General features: G+C 65.0%; 15 protein-coding genes and 2 pseudogenes. 5 read left to right on the top strand and 12 right to left on the bottom strand.

The features are described 5' to 3' along the window. Positions 1-51: 51 nt before the first annotated feature. The 3 genes and pseudogenes from M3O59_RS19285 to M3O59_RS19275 all read right to left on the bottom strand — a co-directional run. A pseudogene (locus M3O59_RS19285) lies at positions 52-1,104 on the bottom strand (ABC transporter permease); the annotation flags it as partial. Positions 1,105-1,116: 12 nt separating this feature from the next. Further along, positions 1,117-1,806 (bottom strand): ABC transporter ATP-binding protein, encoded by a 690-nt coding sequence (locus M3O59_RS19280; protein WP_116906962.1) that lies wholly within the window; start codon positions 1,804-1,806, stop codon positions 1,117-1,119. Positions 1,807-2,221: 415 nt separating this feature from the next. Beyond that, positions 2,222-3,463: an efflux RND transporter periplasmic adaptor subunit gene (locus M3O59_RS19275; RefSeq protein WP_181920682.1), complete on the bottom strand. Its 1,242-nt coding sequence runs from the start codon at positions 3,461-3,463 to the stop codon at positions 2,222-2,224. 445 nt (positions 3,464-3,908) lie between these two features. Between M3O59_RS19275 and M3O59_RS19270 the strand changes: the two are divergent. From M3O59_RS19270 to M3O59_RS19255, 4 genes and pseudogenes are all read left to right on the top strand, one after another. After that, positions 3,909-5,089 (top strand): annotated as a pseudogene (locus M3O59_RS19270) (sensor histidine kinase). A 91-nt stretch (positions 5,090-5,180) separates the two neighbouring features. Beyond that, entirely contained in the window at positions 5,181-5,747 is a 567-nt protein-coding gene (locus M3O59_RS19265; RefSeq protein ID WP_116906963.1) for a response regulator transcription factor, read from the top strand. Positions 5,748-6,009: 262 nt separating this feature from the next. Continuing rightward, on the top strand, positions 6,010-6,798 hold the full coding sequence (locus M3O59_RS19260; RefSeq protein ID WP_116906964.1) for a ThuA domain-containing protein: 789 nt from the start codon (positions 6,010-6,012) through the stop codon (positions 6,796-6,798). A gap of 105 nt (positions 6,799-6,903) precedes the next feature. After that, a complete protein-coding gene (locus tag M3O59_RS19255) occupies positions 6,904-7,914 on the top strand; it encodes an IS630 family transposase (protein ID WP_082925906.1) in 1,011 nt (336 codons plus the stop codon). 275 nt (positions 7,915-8,189) lie between these two features. Here the strand turns inward: M3O59_RS19255 and M3O59_RS19250 are convergent, their stop codons facing one another. The 9 genes from M3O59_RS19250 to M3O59_RS19210 form a co-directional block, all read right to left on the bottom strand. Continuing rightward, positions 8,190-8,732, bottom strand: coding sequence for a cytochrome b (locus M3O59_RS19250; RefSeq protein ID WP_116906049.1), 543 nt, complete (start codon positions 8,730-8,732; stop codon positions 8,190-8,192). Then, entirely contained in the window at positions 8,729-9,820 is a 1,092-nt protein-coding gene (locus M3O59_RS19245; RefSeq protein ID WP_116906048.1) for a catalase family peroxidase, read from the bottom strand. The genes M3O59_RS19250 and M3O59_RS19245 overlap by 4 nt, the downstream gene beginning before the upstream one ends. Positions 9,821-10,037: 217 nt before the next feature. Beyond that, positions 10,038-11,408 carry a leucyl aminopeptidase family protein gene (locus M3O59_RS19240; RefSeq protein WP_064634423.1) on the bottom strand — a complete coding sequence of 457 codons (1,371 nt, stop codon included), beginning with the start codon at positions 11,406-11,408 and terminating at the stop codon, positions 10,038-10,040. A gap of 42 nt (positions 11,409-11,450) precedes the next feature. Then, positions 11,451-12,188 carry an HAD family hydrolase gene (locus M3O59_RS19235; RefSeq protein ID WP_116906047.1) on the bottom strand — a complete coding sequence of 246 codons (738 nt, stop codon included), beginning with the start codon at positions 12,186-12,188 and terminating at the stop codon, positions 11,451-11,453. Positions 12,189-12,295: 107 nt separating this feature from the next. Then, the gene (locus M3O59_RS19230) at positions 12,296-13,402 is read right to left on the bottom strand and encodes an AI-2E family transporter (RefSeq protein WP_064634425.1); all 1,107 of its coding nucleotides are present in this window, start codon (positions 13,400-13,402) and stop codon (positions 12,296-12,298) included. Between the two features lie 683 nt (positions 13,403-14,085). Further along, positions 14,086-14,469: a hypothetical protein gene (locus M3O59_RS19225; protein WP_064634426.1), complete on the bottom strand. Its 384-nt coding sequence runs from the start codon at positions 14,467-14,469 to the stop codon at positions 14,086-14,088. Then, entirely contained in the window at positions 14,466-14,954 is a 489-nt protein-coding gene (locus tag M3O59_RS19220) for a phage holin family protein (RefSeq protein WP_116906046.1), read from the bottom strand. Before M3O59_RS19220 ends, M3O59_RS19225 begins: the two co-directional genes overlap by 4 nt. 3 nt (positions 14,955-14,957) lie before the next feature. Further along, entirely contained in the window at positions 14,958-15,320 is a 363-nt protein-coding gene (locus tag M3O59_RS19215) for a hypothetical protein (protein ID WP_064634428.1), read from the bottom strand. Between the two features lie 116 nt (positions 15,321-15,436). Then, positions 15,437-16,873: a Do family serine endopeptidase gene (locus tag M3O59_RS19210; protein ID WP_064634429.1), complete on the bottom strand. Its 1,437-nt coding sequence runs from the start codon at positions 16,871-16,873 to the stop codon at positions 15,437-15,439. 242 nt (positions 16,874-17,115) lie between these two features. On the opposite strand from M3O59_RS19210, the gene M3O59_RS19205 reads away from it, so the two are divergent. Beyond that, positions 17,116-17,967, top strand: coding sequence for a histidine biosynthesis protein HisIE (locus M3O59_RS19205; RefSeq protein WP_116906045.1), 852 nt, complete (start codon positions 17,116-17,118; stop codon positions 17,965-17,967). Positions 17,968-18,550: the final 583 nt, after the last annotated feature.

Genomic DNA, 18,550 nt, shown 5'->3' with positions numbered 1-18,550 from the left:
TAGGGAATTGGACTCCAAACTGCGGCGCTACTCAAAATCGGGGGGACGTCGGGTCTGCAGCGGCACGCTCTGGGTCGGCATCAGGCCACCACTGCGCGCTGCCACTGCCGGGATCACCAGCGCCGCCAGCCCCATGCCGATCAAGCCACCCAGGCCGATCAGCAACATCGATTCCACCATCACCAGGCTCAGCACGGTGCGGTCCTGAAAGCCCAGCGTCTTCAGCGTGGCCAGCTCCGGGATGCGCTCGCGCACCGCCTGCGCCATGGTATTGCCGGTGAGCAGCAGCAAGGTGAAGAACACCGCGGCCATGATCGAGGTGACGATCAAGCCGATATCGGCAAACTGTTTGAGGAAGGCCTGCTGGAACGCCGATTCGGTCTGCGACTTGGTTTCGTGATCGGAGTTGGCCGACAACGCATCGATCGCCTGCGCCACGCGCGAGGCCTGGTCGGCATTGCGCAGCGTCACCGTGTACCAGCTGACCCGGCTCTTGATGTAGTCGTTGGATTCGTCGAAGTATTTCCAGTTCATCATCAACTGACGTTCCTGGTTGGCGGCCACCGTGCGGTCTTTCATGCGAAAGATGCCGACCAGTTCCAGCGGCCAGTCGTTGCTGCCGCCGCGCGGAAAGATGGTGGCCTGCAGCGGGATGGTGTCGCCGAGTTTCCAGCCATTTTCCTTGGCCAGGCTTTCGCCGACCACCGCGCCGGTGCGCGTGGTCTGGAAGGCCTTGAGCTGGTCCTTGGGCAATTGGTATTCGCTGTAGACATCGAAGAAATTGGGCGCCACCGAAAAATTTGGGAAGAAGTTCTTCGGGTCGCGATAGATGCCGCCGAACCACATCGCCGAGGTCACATCGCGCACGCCCGGCACGCGGCGGATCTGCGCTTCCAGATTGATCGGCAACGACTGGGTGATCGACAGGCGCGAGGCCACCACCAGCCGGTCCACGCCGCTGACGCTGCCGCCGGCGGTGAAGGCCACGCGCACCGAATCGAGCATGCCGAACAATAAAAACGCCGCCACCACCGAGAGCAAGGTCAGCAGGGTGCGGGTCTTGCTGCGGAACAATTGGGCCCACACCAACCAGAGATACTTCATTGCAGCGCTCCCTTACAGTGCAAGCGGCGCGTCGGCCAGCTCGCCCTTGTCCAGATGGATGGTATGCGTGGCGTATTCGGCAGCCTTGGGGTCATGCGTGACCATCACGATGGTCTTGCCATGTTCGCGATTGAGCTCCTGCAGCAGGCGCAGGATTTCTTCGGCGTTGTGGCGGTCCAGATCGCCGGTGGGTTCGTCGCAGATCAGGAAGGTGGGGTCGGAGACAATGGCGCGCGCAATCGCCACGCGTTGCTGCTGGCCGCCGGACAGCTCGCTGGGCTTGTGGTTGCGGCGCTCCTGCAGGCCGACCAGGGTCAAGGCGATTTCTGCATTGCGCTTGCGTTGCGCCGCATTGAGCGAGGTGAGCAGCAATGGCAGCTTCACGTTCTTTTGCGCGGTGAGCATCGGCATCAGGTTGTAGAACTGGAACACGAAGCCGACGTGGTGGCTGCGCCAGGTTGCCAACTGGCCGCCGCTCATGCGGTCGATGCGCTCGCCTTCGATCTCGATCTCGCCACCGCTGGGGTTGTCCAGCCCGCCGATCAGATTGAGCAAGGTGGTCTTGCCCGAGCCGGACGGACCCATCAGCGCCACGAAATCGCCGCTGGCGATCTCCAGGTCGATGCCGTGCAGCACCTGCACCTGCTCGGGGCCGCGTTGGTAGGTCTTGGTGATGTTGCGCAAACTGACGAGAGCGGACATGGCGACTCCTGGCGGTGCAATGGGAAGAGTGACAGCGATGCGGCAACGCGACTGCGGATGTTGGATGCGGCACTGCAGTGACACGACGAGGTGGTGTGCGGTGGAGTGGTGCTGCCTGCGGCTGCCGCGTATCGGGTGCTGCTACGGCGATGCACGCCGCAACACGCTGCCGCTGTGTGAAACGCGTGCAGTGCTGCACGGACTGAAGCGATGTTTGAACGCGTGCAGCTATACCGATTGAAGCGATGTTGAAGCGCAGCGCGACTGCGCATGCGCTGACGCAGTCGATGGTGCTTTACTGAATTCGACAGCGTGTATCGCAGCGCGGCGCCAGCGCCAGCATATCTACCGCTTCCATCAACGCTTGCCGTGTTCCCCCGAGCAGCTGGGCTGCCTGCACTGTCTTTGGTTTGCGTTACTCGGCGTCCGGCCCGGCTTCGACCACCTTGTCGCCTTCCTTCAACGCCGCCGGCGGATTCAGCACCACGCTGTCGCCTGCGGTCAGGCCGGACAGCACCTGCCTGTCTTCGCCCATCACCATGCCGGTGGTGACCGCGCGCGCGCTGACGCTGTTGTGCTCGCCAACCACGAACGCGACCGTGCGCCTGTCGCGTTCCACCAGTGCGGCGGCCGGCACGCGTACGCCCTGCGGTTTGGCCGTTTCCTGCGGCTTGGCCTGTTCCAGAAAGCTCACCCGCACGCCCATTTCCGGCACGATGCGCGGGTCCTTGAGCTTGAGCGCCACGCGCACTTTCACCGTGGCCTTGCCGCGGTCGGCAGTGGGGATGATGGCGATCACTTCGCCGGGAATCTTCCATTCCGGATACGCATTGAGCACGGCTTCCACCGGCATCTTCGGCTGCACGCGGCCGATGTAGGACTCGCCCACTTCCACCTCGATTTCCAGCGATTCCATGTCCACGATGGTGCCGATACCGGTGCGGGTGAAGCCGCCGCCGGCCGACAACGGCGAGACGATTTCGCCCGGCTGCGCCGCCTTGGCCGTCACCACGCCGGCAAATGGCGCGCGCACCACATTGAAGTCCGAGCGGATGCCGGCGATGGCCAGTTGGTCCGAGGCAACCCGCACGTTGCGCTGCGCATTCTGCAGCTGCGCGCGCAAGGCATCGCGTTGTGCGATGGCCTGCTCGTACTGCGAGCGGGAAACCAATTGCGCGCCAACCAGGGACTGCAGGCGCGCGGCATCGGCATTGGCCACCGCCAGTTGCGCCTGCATGTTGTCGACCTGGCTGCGCGCGGCCGACAACTGCGATGCAGACAAGGTACGCTGCGCATCGGCATCCAGCGGGTCGAGTGTGGCCATCACCTGGCCCTGTTCGACACGCATGCCTTCTTCGATCATGACCTCGCGCACCTTGCCGGTGACCTGCGACGACACCGTGGCCATGCGCCGCGCCACCACATACCCGGAGGCATCCAGCACCGAGGCGCTGCTGCTGCCGGCGCTGATCGCCACCACCGGCGCGGTCTGCACGTTCACCACCGGTCGGCGCGTGAACCACCACGCGGCGGCGGCCAGCACGATGACGATGACAACCGCAGCGGCGATCCAGCCGCCGCGACGTGCAGGCGGTGGCGTGGCAGGACGCTGGCGGTCGATGCGGAGTTGCTTGAGCAGATCGGCGGAAGTATTCATCGATGACCAGGACGGAAGGCTGCGCGAAATGTGACGGTCTGCGGACGGCGCCGCAAGCTGCCGGAAGTCACCAACGGCGGTGCGGCGACGAACGGTCGGTGCGCCGAGAGCACGGCCAGATGCTGCGCAGCATGCAGCCAGCGCCACCACGCTCACCAGTGACAGCTGTCACCTGCAGCGCATGACAACGGCAACTGTGCGCCAGTGATGCGGGCGGCGATGCTGGCGGCTCCTCGGCAATGTTCCACCTGCATGCCTTGCTCGCATCTGCATCTGCATCTGCATCGCTTGCGCAGGCAAGTGGCTGCGTCAGCACGCAATCGCAGCCTGGCAATCACCGGTGGCGTGCATGCATGAGGCCGCTCCCCCATATCGTCCTGTACGGAGCCGCACGCAGGCGAACCCGGCAGTGGCAGAATCCGCTGAACGACTAGGATCCACTCCGATGCATGCAAGGCTCCCGGCCTGGCTTCGTCCGGCCGCAAATTCGCAAGTGGCCGCTCGCCTGGCGCAAGGCCAGTCGCCGTGGATGGACTGTGTGCACCTGCTGTGGTCGGCATGGGTGTTCGTGGTGCCGGTGTTTTCCTCGCGTGGCTATGGCAGCACCTGGCTGCTGTGCACAGTTGTGTCGTATCCGCTGTTCCTGCTGCTGTATGCGCGCATGTTGCTGGCGCCACGCGACACGCTGTACCGCCATGCCTGGGCGATGGGCGCGCTCAGTGCCGCGTTGCTGCCGGTATATCCCTCGGGCATCAGCTATTTCAGCTTCGCGTGCCTGAGCCTGCGCCCCTCTACGGGGCATGCGTTGTGGCGGCATTTCGCGATGCTGGTGCTGATGAACGCGTTGTACCTGGGGTGGGCGCACTGGCTGGGCACGCGCTTGCAGTCGCTGGTGTGGTTGCCCGTTTCGGTGCTGGGCATGGCAGCCGTGGGTGCGGTGTACAGCATCAACGAACGCAAGGATGCATTTCTGCGCCTGTCGCAGGACGAAGTCCAAGGCTGGCGGCCACGGCCGAACGCGAGCGCATTGGCCGCGATCTGCACGACCTGCTCGGCCATACCTTGTCGCTGGTGGCGCTCAAATCCGATCTTGCTGCACGCCTGGTCGAACGCGACCCGCAGGCGGCACGCAACGAAATCGACGCCGTGGCGCAGATATCGCGTGATGCGCTGGCGCAAGTACGCCGCGCGGTCACCGGCATCCGTGCCGCTGGCCTGGTGGCCGAACTGGCATCGGCGCGGGTGCTGCTGGACCTGGACGGCATCGCGCTGGAACAGCAGCTGGAGACGCTGCCGCTGCCGCCCGAACACGAAACCGCGCTTGCGCTGGTGGTGCGCGAAGCGGCCACCAATGTGCAGCGCCACGCCCAGGCAACACGTGTGCGGGTAAATTTGCGTGCGCACGGAGAGCAGGCGGTGCTGGAGATCACCGACGACGGACGCGGCGGCGTGATCGTGCCCGGCAACGGCCTGGACTGCATGCGCGCACGCTTGCATGGCCTGGGCGGCGCACTGGAGGTGGAAGCGCTGCCGCGTGGCATGCGCTTGCGCGCCAGCGTGCCATTGCCGCGCACCGCACCGGCAACGTCGCCGCTGCCCATGCCGGCAGTGCCGCAGTCGCGTTGAGCGCCCAGACGCCGACCGCAGCTGGACGAATGCACGGCGAGCGCAGCGGCTGCTATCGTGCGCCATCGTTGTCTGCATGCGAGCGCAACCGATGATCCGGGTGTTGTTGGCTGAAGACCAAGCCTTGCTGCGTGGCGCGCTGGTGGCCCTGCTCGGGCTGGAGGACGAGATCGCCGTGGTCGGCAGCGCTGGCGACGGCGAAAGCGCGTGGCGCGAACTGCAGCGCCTGCAGCCGGACGTGCTGGTCACCGATATCGAGATGCCCGGCCTGACCGGGCTGGAACTGGCGCAGCGGATCCAGCGTCACGCGCTGCCGGTGCGCGTCATGATCGTCACCACATTCGCGCGCCCGGGATTTTTGCGTCGTGCACTGGACGCCGGCGTGGCCGGTTATCTGCTCAAGGATGCGCCGGCCGAACAATTGGTCGATGCGCTGCGCCAGGTGCAGCGCGGCGGGCGGGTGATCGATCCGCAGCTGGCCATCGATGCGTGGGTAGAAGCGGACCCCCTGAGGGAACGCGAGCGCACCGTGCTGCGGCTGGCCGGCGAAGGCCGCTCTGCCAGCGAGATTGCGCAGCAGTTACAGCTCTCGCATCGCACCGTGCGCAATTATCTGTCCGAATGCATCGGCAAATTGGGCGTGGCCAATCGCATCTAAGCGTACCGGCTGGCGCGGCAGAAGGGCTGGTTGTAGCGCCTTCATTCGACTGATGGCGTGCGCAGGCCGCTCGCGTTTCTGCGCGTGCGATTGCATGCAGGTGGGCAGCGCTTGCTCGATGCAATCACCTCACGCACCCCGCATCGAAACCGTGGCATCACTCGCTTGACTCGGCCAAGCGCAGCTATTCCAAACGCGTGCGAAGGAATGCGATTTGCACGCAGGTACACTGCGCAGCATCGGAAAAAATGGCGAGTAATGCATGAAATCTCTGTGGCTGTCGGGCCTGCTGTTGGTGTGCGCGTTCAATGCCTCTGCCGAGCAATTCAAGATCTTGGTGGCCGCCATTCCCAACCAGTATCACCACGACTATATCCCCGTGGCCAAGCCGCAATTCGAAGCGATGGCGCGCAAGCATTATGTCGAGATGGTGTGGGCGTGGAATGCGAAAGCCTTCGATGGCGATCTGTCGCAGTACGCGGCCATCGTGCTGCTCAATACGCCGGCCACCGATCTGGACCCGGCGCAGCGGGCCAACTTTCAAAACTACGTGCGCAACGGCGGTGGCGTGGTCGCCGTGCACAAGGCGTTTGCGATCAAGCGCGGCGATTGGGAATGGTACGACCACATGATCGGCCGCTCGTTCCGCACACACCCGTACATGCAGACCGCGATGGTGGATGTGGTGGATGCCAATTTCCCGGCCACGGCCGGTCTGCCCAAGCGCTGGGTGTGGAGCGATGAGTGGTACGAATACGACCCGCCCTACAGCGATGATCTGGTCACGCTGCTCACTGTGGACGAAAGCAGCTACGACCCCACCCTGATCTGGCCGGGCCAAGTCGCAAAGGGCATGGGCAAACAGCACCCGGTGGCGTGGTACCACCACTTCGAAGGCGGCCGCGTCTTCGCCACTGCGCTAGGCCATCTGGCCGAGGCCTATAACGACCCACGTTATCTGGAGCATTTGTACGGCGGGATTTATTGGGCGGCGACTGGCAAGGGCATCGAAGCATCTGCGCCTGCGGTCAAAACAAAACGCCAGCGTTAAACACTAGTCCACTGAATCATTGAAATCGGATGCATGATCCCCAGTTAGTGTGTCATGCAAAGAACGAAGCTGACGATCCAACAGCGTGCTGAATTGGAGGCGGTGATGCGCAAGCGTCACGGCAACGCCGCTTTGGTGCGCCGCGCGCGGTGTGTTGTGCTTTGGAGCGATGGAGAACGTCGAGTCCACATACGCACTAAGCTTGCCTGCAACGACGCATTCGTCTCGAAGTGGACGGCGGCGTTTGAGGCGCAAGGACTGGCCGGGCTGGTGTCGGTGCATCCTGGGCGTGCGCCGAAGATACCGACGGCCAAGCTGGAAGCGCGTGTGCTCAACCGCACGCTCAAGCACAAGCCCAAAGACGGTTCGACGCACTGGAGCAGTCGCAAGCTGGCTGCCGAGCTGGGCAATGTGTCGTTCTCGGCCGTCCAGCGCATTTGGCGCAAACACGGCGTGCGTCCGCATCGGTTGGACACCCACATGGTCTCCAACGACCCGGAGTTTGAGACCAAGGCCGCAGACGTGATCGGCCTGTACCTGGACCCGCCTGCGCACGCGGTGGTCTTCTGCGTGGACGAAAAGACCGCGATCCAGGCGCTGGACCGCAAGGACCGGATGCTTGCATTGGCACCCGGACGCGCGCAAAGCCACGGATTCGAATACAAGCGTAATGGCACACTGAGCCTGTTCGCCGCGCTCAATACGGGCACTGGCGAAGTGCTGGGCAAAACGGCAGCTCGTCACACCAGCGAGCAGTTCGTGACCTTCCTCGAAGAGGTTGTCGCCAGTCAGTCCAACGGCCGGGACATCCATGTCATCTGCGATAACGTCAGCAGCCACAAGACGCCGCTCGTGCATGCGTTCCTGGCCGAGTACCCCCGCGTTCATATGCACTACACCCCCACCTACTCGTCATGGCTGAACCAGGTCGAGAACTGGTTCGCCCGCATCCAGCGTGATGTCATCACACGCGGGGTTTTCTCCTCAGTCAAAGACCTCGATAAGAAGCTCATGCGCTACATCCGCCAGTACAACAAAAACCCAAAACCGCTGAAATGGACCTTCGCTGATCCAACTCGACGCATCACATCCGATTCCTCGGATTCAGTGCACTAGCCCCTCTCGTCGGGACATCGGTCTCCTTCAAGGGGAGGAGGAATCAAGCCCCTCTCCCGGCGGGAGAGGGGTTGGGGTGAGGGTACGGGGCGAAGCCACATGGGAATGAGCATTGCGAGGCTTCGCCCGTACCCTCATCCGCCCCTGCGGGGCACCTTCTCCCGACGGGAGAAGGGACAAGCCCCTCTCCCATTGGAAAAGGGCGCGCAGTGGAGAGTACATCCGCGCAGCGAAATCACTCTGCACAACACGTTATCCACTCCAGCTCCACTCCATCAACGTGCCGACCGCTCCCCACGCGCCATGCTGGAAAATACGCCGTCGCGGCGTACCCAGGCATGGAACAGTGCCGCGCTCAGATGCCCCAGCACAGTGGCGAACAGCAGGTACGCCAGCCAGCCATGCGCGCTGCGCAGCCAGGCATACAGCGCCGGGTCGTGCGGTGCGATCGCCGGCAGGTTCGCACCTGGCCACAACACGATCGGATAACCGCCGGCCGACAACATCGCCCAGCCGATCAGCGGCATGCCCAGCATCAATGCATACAGCAGCCAGTGCGACGCGATCGCGGCGGCCTTCTGCCACGCCGGCAGGTCTGCCGGCAACGGCGGCGGGCGATGGCGCAAGCGGTTGATCAAGCGCAGCACCGCCAGGATCAGAATCGCGATACCCAACGGGCGATGCAGGTCGATCAGCCACGGCCGCTGCGTCACCGAGGCCACCATGCCCACACCGACGAACAGCATGGTCAGGATCATCGCGGCCATCAGCCAATGCAGCACGCGTGCGGGCAGATTGAAGTGCGTGCGGCTGCTCATTGGCGTGCTCCCTGTCCGGTGGCTGCGCTGCCCTGGCCGTTGGCGATTTCGCGCTCGCGGCGATTGAACGATTGCGAATACACCGACGAGCGCGCCGCCAAAATCGGGTCGTTCGATGCGGCAATGCCCTTGGGCAAAATCAATGGGTCGTAATTGAGATCGCGGCAGGGGCCGGTGGCTTGCGGCTGCGCACGTTCGATCGACAGCGTGCCGGCCACGACCTGCTTGCGGCTGGCCGGCCACGGCTGCGACGGGTCGTCCACCGCATCGCCGGGCTCGGCCACGGTCAGCACCATGTCCCAGCGCAATGGCCCCTGCGCCAGTCGCGCGTCCAGATCGGTGGCGAGAAAATCGCCATCGGCCTGCTTGCGCTGTTCTGCACTCAATTCCTTGAATGGCGTATGCGGGCGCATCGACCAACGGATGTAGCGTTCGCGCCCATCGCCGGCAATGGCGCGGAACGCATTGACGCCGTTGTACTGCGTATTGGCCCAGCTGTCCGACCATGGCGCAGTCTTGGCCCACTGCTGGAACTTGGCCGCTTCCGGGTACTGCTTGCCGAACGCCGCCAGTTTCTCCGGGTCCGGCTTGCCGGTAGCCGGATCGGGCTTGGAGGCCACATTCAGGGCCTGGAAGCCGGCCGGCGTGGCCACCACGAAGAACGGAAAGCTGTTCATCGCCGTACGCCACTCCTGCCCATCGTCGCTGCGCAACAGCAGCGCCATGCTGCGCACGCGCGCCTGACCATCGGGGCCGTGGGGGTCGCCGCCGCCGATCGACATGCGCCCCAGCACCGGCGTGCTGGCCTGGCTGAAGATGCGCGCCGACGACAGCCAGGTGGCCTTGCCGCTGGACTGGAATTGCCCGCTCACGCACACGCCCTTGGTATGCGCGCGGCGGAAGCCCGGATGCGGCGGCCCGCTGGATTCGATGGTATCGGTCATGCGCGCGGCAGTGAGCCGGTCGCCGCCGATCCAGCCCGCCGTCCAGGCGAATGCGATGGCAACGCCGCCGGCAATGGCGGCAATGCCCAGCAGCGGCAGCACAGGGCTGCGCGCGTGCTGGGGCGAGGGAGGTGGCAACGTCATGGCTGGCTCCGGTGGTGCAATGGGCGGTGTATGGAAGGGTGTGCGCCCGCGTCACCATCCCGCGGCCGGGCACGGCCTGTGCCGCATCATCCGGAACACGCTGCCGTGGGCGTGTGATGCCCGCGGCAGCCTCCATGTCCTTGGCCAAGCGAACGCCCCCCTGCAGCTTCCGGGATGGTCGGGGCCGAAGGCCCCAGCGCCACACCGGCCCGGATTGTTAGCCGCCGTAACGCTGCTGCAGCATCGCAAAGGCCGAGCGCAGCGCCAGCGCTTCGCCACCGGCCGGGCGGCCGGGGCGGTCGCTGTCGTTCCAGGCGTAGACGTCCAGATGCGCCCAGCGTTGGCCCGGGGCCACGAAGCGTTCCAGATACAGCGCGGCGGTGACGGCGCCGGCCATGCGCGAGCCGGCGTTGGCCATGTCGGCGACATGGCTGTTGAGATAACGCAGGTACGGGCGCCACAGCGGCATGCGCCAGACCGGGTCGCGGGTCTGTTCGCCAGCGTTGATCCAGGCCTGTGCCAACGCATCGTCGTTGGCGAACAACGCAGGCAGGTCCGGGCCCAGCGCGATGCGCGCCGCACCGGTGAGGGTTGCGAAATCCAGGATCAGGTCCGGGCGTTGTTCGGTGGCATAGCTCAGTGCATCGCACAGCACCAGGCGGCCCTCGGCATCGGTGTTGTCCACCTCCACCGTCACGCCGGCGCGGGTGGTGATCACTTCGCCAGGGCGGAACGCGTCCGGGCCCACCGCATTTTCCACTGCGGCAATCAGCAGCGTCAGCCGCACCGGTAACTGCTGCGCCATCACCAGCCCGGCCAGCGCCAATGCATGCGCGGCGCCGCCCATGTCCTTTTTCATGTTGCGCATGCCATCGGCAGGCTTGAGATCCAGGCCGCCGGTGTCGAAGCACACGCCCTTGCCGACCAGCACCAGATGCGGATGCACGGCATCGCCCCACTGCAGCTGGATCAGCCGCGGCGCGCGATGCGAGGCGCGCCCAACGGCATGGATGGTGGGGAAGTTCTGCGCCAGCAATGCCTCGCCCACGATCGCATCGACCTGCGCGCCATGTGCCTGCGCCAGCGTGCGGGTGGCGTCTTCCAGGTGCTGCGGGCCCATGTCTTCGGTCGGCGTATTGACCCAGTCGCGCACCTGCAGGCAGGCCTCGATCAAGGCGCGCGTCTGCGCCGATGGCGTGGCGGCCAGCTCGGCCGGCGCGCGCGGCACCTTGCGATAGCGCGCGAAACGATAAGCGCCCAAGCCCCAGCCCAGGTGCAGCAACGCTTGTTCGGCATCGCTCAAGGCGTTGGCCAGGGTCCAGCGGCTGGCTGGCGGCAACGCCATCGGCGCATGCGCATAAGCGTAGGCATCGGCACGATCACCAACACCCAGGATTGCACCGGCCAGCCCGTTGTCGCCCGGCAACAGCAGCACGCTGCCTGGCGCCGCGTCGAAACGCTGGGCCTGCGCCCACGACAGCACGCGGGTGGGTTGTTCGGCGCACCAGCGCGTAAAGCCCTCGCGGTCGAGCACATACAGCGGCAGGGCCGCGGCGTTGGAATCGATGAAACCGGTGAGGTGCGACATGGAAATCCTCGAATGCGGCGCCATGCGCCGAGCAGAGTGGGCTCAGGCGGGAATGCTGATGCCGGCGTGCGTGGGGCCGGGATGCGGCTGCCGCGCATCCAGCCAATCGGCCAGCCCGGTCATGCTGTCGAATTCCAGGTCCGGCTGCTGGGTGGGGTGCGACCACACGGCGCCGTCGCGATTGATCCAGCAGGCGCGCAGGCCCGCATCCAGTGCGCCCAGCACGTCCATGCGCACGTGGTCGCCCACGTGCAGCACGCGCGCGGGGGGCACTTCGAGCCGGGCGCAGGCGGCCAGGAAAATGCTTGGGTCTGGCTTGGCGCTGCCGTGTTCGCGCGAGCCCAGCTGAAACGCGAAATGATGCATCAGCCCGATGCGCTGCAGATCGGCATTGCCGTTGCTGAGCGCGGCCACCGGCACATGCGCGGCAATGCGCGCCAGCGCGTCGAGCGCGTCCGGATAGCATTCCACCTGGTTGCGCGCGGCATAGAACACTTCATAGGCCGGCTCCAGCAACGCCAGATCGCCGCCGCTGTCGCGCAGCGCCATTTCCAGCGTCAACCGGCGCAACGCACTGAGGTCGTGATGCAGGTGCGGGTTGTCGGCAAAGCTGCGCTCACGCAGCTCGCGCATCGCCTCCAACGGAAAGCGCTCGGCGGTGACCGGACTGTGCTCGCACATCCAGTCGTACAACACCTGATCGATGCGCGCCCCGATCGGCGCAAAAGGCCACAACGTATCGTCGAGGTCGAGAGTGATGGCGCTGATGCGGAAGCTCATCGCGAGATTTTACGGTCTTGCGTTGGGAATGGGGAATCGGGAGTAGGAAATGGGCAGAGCAGCACCACCGCTCTTGCGATTCCCCAATCCCGAATCCCGAATCCCCGCTACTCCAGCAGTCTGGCCCAGCGCTGCATCCCCTCCACCCGGCTCAGCACCATCTTGATGCAGACCAGCAGCGGTACCGCCAGCAGCAGGCCGACCATGCCCCACAGCCAGCCGAACAGCATCAGCGCCAGGATCAGCATCAGCGGCGAGATCGCCATGCGGCGGCCCAGCACGATAGGGGTTACCACCTGGCCTTCGATGGTGTGCAGTGCCAGATACAGGATGGCCGGCAGCAGCGAAGACATTGTGGTGCGGAATTCCACAAAGCCCATCAGCAGCATCAGCATCACGCCGATCAAGGGGCCCACATACGGCGCAAAATTCAGCAGTGCCACCACCGTGCCCCACAGGATCGCCTCGGGCAGCGGAATCTGCAGCACATATAAAATACCGGCGAATATCAACCCGACCAGCGTGTTGATCACGCTGATGGTGAGCACGTAACGCGACACTTCGCGTTCGATATCCAGCATGATTTCGGTGGTGAAGCGTTGTTGCTGGCGGTTGGGCAGCAAGGCAATCGCATGCCGTTGCAGGCTCTCGCCATACACCATGAAGAAGAACGTCAGCAGCACCACGGCCAGCACCGACGCGGCCAGTTTGGGCGTGCGGACCAGCGCCTTGTAGGGGTCGTCCATCTGCGTGCGCACGATCTGCACGCTGCGCTGGCCTTCGCCACCGGCCGCGCGTGCAAAATTTTCCGCGGCCTGGTTGGCCTGCATCACCGGCTTGGTGAGGTCGCGCACATCGCGCGCAATCTGGCGCATCTGCCGCGGTGCCTGCTGCGCCCATTCGGCGGCGGGGCCGGCCAATTGCGCAGCCAGGGTCACGGTGCCGGCCAGTCCGAGGCACAACACCAGCAATGCGCCGAGAAACCGCGGGATATAGAGCTTGCGCAGGCCGCGCAGGATCGGGTTGCCGATCAGCGCGAAAAATGCGGCCAGCATGATCGGCAGGATGATCGTCTGTGCCGCCCACAGCGTGTAGCCAACGGCCAGCGTGGCCAGCACGACCATCGAAGCAGGCGCGCGCGGGCGGGGCGCCGGTGCGGGTGGAAGCGACTCTGCCGGTGCGGCAGCATCCAATGAATCGACGGGAAGAGACATGCGCGCCCTGGCAACAGACTGGCACACCGCCAGCGGTGCGCCATTATCGGCACAACGCGTCAACGGCGCGCACAGAGCCTGTGGGCGCGATGTCAGGGAACGGACGGCTGCCTGGCGGCCTCGGCCGCAAAAGGACTTGTGCCGTTCTCAAGACGTCGAGTGGACGCGCGTGTGGCCGCTGCCGGCGACCTTTGTGATTCTGGCGACAGAGCGGCTTCAACGTGGACAGCCTGCGCGCGGTTTGACGCTAGCTGCGACGCAAAGTGCGCTCGGCTAAACGGCGCGCCATCTTGAGCATGCGAACCCACTATCTCAAGCCTGAAAAGGCCGACAAAAGATACAAGCAGTTGCTCAGCGAATAAGGATGGCACGAGGCAGCGAAATACATGCTTGGGATATACCGGTTGATTAACGAGCCATAGGCACGCCGGCTATGCGCCCTGGCAGCTGCCGTGGTTCAGCAGTGGCTTGAACGGGCTAAAAATGTCGTGATTGATCGTCGCTTGCTGCGGGCGGTGCTTTCGCAAGCGCAGCGTACGAGCGGTACATAAGCACCCGGAGCACGCACCGCGGCCGTGTCGCGCCGATGCTTTGCTAACTGCTCTTATGCAGATCCCGGAACCTGCCGGTGCCAAGAGCGGCGGCGTAGCAGATCGCCAGCCGCCGCATACACCACGCCTGGATCAAGCTGCGCGGTCGACCGGTACCTGAACCACGGTCACCGGCGGGTCGGCAGCCACTTCCTCGGCATTGTCGGCCGCCCGTTCTGCCTGCTGAGAGGCTTCCTGCGCGCGATGCGCCGTGAATAGCGCAGAGATCGTGCTGATCATCTGCAGAATCTTGGGGATGCCGCCGAGCTTGCCGGCAATGCTGCCCAGCGCGGCCTGCGGCTCGTTGCGGCCGGTGACAAACCCCAGCCCGAAGCCGACCAGCACGATGCGCACTGGAGACCACCCTGCACGCCAGGTCTGGCGCAATTCACCCCAGTGCAGGCGCGTTTCCTGCGCACGCCCTTCCACCAGAAACTCGGCGCGTTCGACGCGCTGACGCAAGGTTCCAAACTTCATGTGCGTGCTCCACTGGCCGACGTCGCGGCGGCATCGTCGTCTTCATTGCTGTCGTCGAAGATGCCCAGCTTGATCAGCTGACGGCGCGTTGCATTGAGACCGGTGTGGTCGAAGTAGAAGAACACCCGCCACGCCGCGATGCCGGTCACCAACAGACTCGCCAGCGCGGTAAAGAACATCGCATGGAACCACGACAACCCGGCGCGTTGCAGCAGGGCGATGATCGCACCGGCCAGCAGCAGCCACGACGAGGCACCAAATACCACGGCCACGCACGCCCACGCCAATCCGCGCCCGAAAGCGCTGCGTGCCAGCTGCAGATCGGCCGACACCAGTCGGCGCAATGCGCGGCTGGTGTCCTTGGCCGAGCCCAGCGTCGCGCGGCCGGCAGCGCCGACCGCACGTACGCTTTCGTCCAGTCCTGGCGTTTCCGCACGCGCGTTCAGCGCATCGGTTCCGGCAGCAGTAGAGGCCTGATCGGTCACGACTTAGTTGTCGTTGCTGCGTGCCAGCTTGGCGATCACCCAGCCAGCGGCAAACGCCACGCCGAAAGCGGCCAGCGGACGCTCGCGGATCAGGTCGGTGGCGCTTTCGAGCAGATCGTTGCCCTTGGCAACCAGCACGTCCATCTGTTCCTTGGCAGCAGCGCCGCCGAACTCGGCAGCGGCCATGCCGGCCAGTGCGGTGTCGGACAGTTCGGCCTTGACGTTGGCGCGGCCGAGCTTGAGCTCATCGCCGGCAGCGCTGGTGGCGCCCTTGACGGCTTCGCCGGCGGCGCTGGCGGCCGACTTCAGGTGGGTGCCGGCTTCGCTCAGGTTGTCCTTCAGCTGATCGGTATTGGTGGGGCTCATGCGATATCTCCTTGGGTCATTGAGGGCAGCCGCCACTCACGTGCGGTCGAGCAGTATCAATAGCATCGGGGGGGTGTAGGAGGCGTTAGTGGAGGCGGCGTGCAGTGCACATCGCGTCAACGCATCAACGCGTCGTACTGCGCGTTGCCGCGCAGGATGCGCACCACCAGCTGCTGCGGTTTACGCTGGAAATTGGCGCGCCAGCTGGCCAGATCGGCGAACTCGCCAACGCTGCTGGCCACGATCACATCGCCGGTCACCAGGCCGTTGGCTGCGGCGCGACCGCCGCGTTTGACCTCACTCACCATCACCCCGGTAATGCCGGATTGACGCAGCGATTCGGGCAGGTCCACGAAGGTGGCGCCACTCAAGCGCGGGTCCAGCATGTCGCCGGTGACCGCGCGGTCCTGCTCCTTCAGCGTGGCCTTGAGCTTGAGCGGCTTGCCATCGCGGCGGATATCCAGGGTTACCGCACTGCCCACCGCCTGCAGGCCTTCGTAGTTATGCAGTGCCTCGGCGCTGTCCACGCGCTGGTCGTTGGCGGCCACCACCACGTCGCCCGGTTGTACGCCCGCCGCCGCTGCTGCGGAGCCCGGCAGCACGCGCGTCACCACCGCACCACGCAACGAATCCACGCCCAGGCCTTGCAGCATCTGCTGCGTCAGGTTCTGGGTTTCCAGGCCGAGCGTGCCGCGCACCACCACGCCCTTGGTCACCAATTGCTCGACCACATTGCGCGCCAGGTTGGACGGGATCGCCAGGCCCAGGCCGATATTGCCGGCCATGCTGCCTTGCGGATTGAAGCTGGCGGTGTTGATGCCGACCAGCTGGCCTTGCAGATTGACCAGTGCACCGCCCGAGTTGCCGGGGTTGATCGAGGCGTCGGTCTGGATGAAATTCTGATAGCCCAACCCGCGAATTCCGCTACGACCCACCGCCGAGACGATGCCGGAGGTGACGGTCTGGGTGAACCCGAATGGGTTGCCGATCGCCACCACAAAGTCGCCCACGCGCAGCGCGTTGCTGTCGGCCAGCTTGATGTCGGTGAGGTTGTCGGCCTTGATGCGGATCAACGCGATGTCGGTATCGGCATCGGAGCCGATGAAATCGGCCTTGACGGTGCGCCCGTCGCCAAGCGTCACCTGCACGTCGTCGGCATTTTCGATGACGTGGTGATTGGTGAGCACGTAGCCTTTTTGCGCATCGATGATCACGCCCGACCCCAGCGATTCGTTGATGCGGTCCTGCGGCACCTGCGGAAACAGCCGGCGCAGGATCGGGTCGTTGAAGAACGGGTTGCGTACGCGCACCACCTGCTTGGTATTGACGCTCACCACCGCCGGCATTGCCTGCTGCAGCATTGGCGCCAGCGACGGCACTGGCTGCCCGGCGACCGCGGCCGGCAATGCGGCGGCCGCGGGCAGGGTAAAGGCGGCATTGCCGGCCGGGGTGGCTTCGGCACGGTTGTCGAGCCAGGCATTGATGCCGGTGGCGGCAAATCCGCCGAAGGCAGCGGCCAGCGAAAGAGTCAGCAGGGTAGGCAGCGGTCGCATGGAACGGATTCCGGGTTACGCGGTGGAAGAGGAATAGGGCGTCTGACTGCGTAAATCAAGCTGAACGAGAGTGCCTGCGTGCAATTTAACTGCCGGTGAAAGTGCCGCGCACCCCTTGCGGCGATTGCGTTGACAGCCCGACGGGCCCGGCGTAGCGTCCGCTTGATCCGATGCCTGTTCAGCATGTTGCGTGCCGTCGCGCATCGCCCGGTTTTTCGCACTGACGCCCTTAAGGAGGGTCTATGAGCAACGGCAATGGTGTAACGGCAACCCTGTCCGACGCCGTCGATAGCGTAAAAAGCACAGCCACCGAGCTGACCGAGACCATCGCCAGCACCACCAGCGAGGCGGTCGCCAGCGTGCAGGACGTCGCCGGCACGGCGGTGGAAGAGGTCAAGACGCGTGTGGCAAAAGCGCGCAAGGCCGTGGTCAAGGCCGAAAAGAACGTGGTCAGGAAAGCCGGCGATGCGGCCACCGCCGTGAAGCGCAGCGTGACCAAGACCAAGCGCTCACTGACAGCCACCAAAGACGCTGCCAAGGACAAGCTGGTCGCCACCAAGGACGCCGCCAAGCAGAAGCTCACCGCGACCAGGGATGCGGCCAAGCAGAAGCTGACCTCGACCAGGGATGCAGCCAGGCAGAAGCTGAGCAGCACCAGCGCCGCTGCCAAGAAGAAGATCACCGACACCAAGGCCACCACCAAGCGGAAGCTGGAAACCGCCAAGGTCAACGCCAAGGCCGAAGCGGCCGCGCTGAGTGCCAAGACCACCGCCAAGAGCGCAGCGCGCAAGACCGCCGTGGCAACGGTGAATGCGCGCGCCGCAGCGAAGAAGGCAGCGGCCAAGTCGGCGGCAGTCAAGAAGCCGGTTGCCAAGACACTGGCCAAGCCCGCAGCCAAGAAGGCGCCTGTCGCCAAGCAGACCGCAACCAAACAGGCCGCAGTGAAGAAAGCCCCGCTCAAGAAGGCCGTGACCAAAACCGCGTTGAAGAAAGCCGCCAAGGTCACCAAGACCCCGGCAACGCGCGCCGTGGCGAAGACCACTGCGGCCCGCAAGGCCGTGGGGAAAAAGGCGGTCAAGCGCGTCACGCGCTGATGCTGCGACGCTGTTGGAGCATTAGCGGAGGCCCCATGGGCCACATGGGTTGCATGGGTTAAACGGGCCGCGTGCACTGTGCGCACCACGTGCGGTATTGAAACAAGTCGGCGCTCCTCGCACAGCCCCGAGCTTAAAGCCCCTCTCCTGCGGGAGAGGGGTTGGGGTGAGGGTACGGGGCAAAGCCACACCCGCATTCGACAGCGCGACGCTTCGTTCAACCGCATGGTGCTCGGTCAGCAGCACGACGCTCCGATCACCAAACCCCACGAGGCTGCGCCCGTACCCTCAACCGCCCCTGCGGGGCCCCTTCTCCCGATGGGAGAAGGGGATGATGCGCCGCGCCACCGAAAGCCCCTCTCCTGCGGGAGAGGGGTTGGGGTGAGGGTACGGGGCAAAGCCACTCACGCATTCGACAGCGCGACGCTTCGTTCAACCGCATGGTGCTCGGTCAGCAGCGCGACGCTCCGACCACCAAACCCCACGAGGCTGCGCCCGTACCCTCATCCGCCCCTGCGGGGCCCCTTCTCCCGATGGGAGAAGGGGATGATGCACCGCGCCACTGAAAGCCCCTCTCCTGCGG

Origin of the sequence: Xanthomonas nasturtii, from assembly GCF_023337365.3 — a bacterium.
In the GTDB taxonomy this organism is placed as follows: domain Bacteria; phylum Pseudomonadota; class Gammaproteobacteria; order Xanthomonadales; family Xanthomonadaceae; genus Xanthomonas; species Xanthomonas nasturtii.
This window is presented reverse-complemented; position numbering and strand designations above follow the sequence as displayed.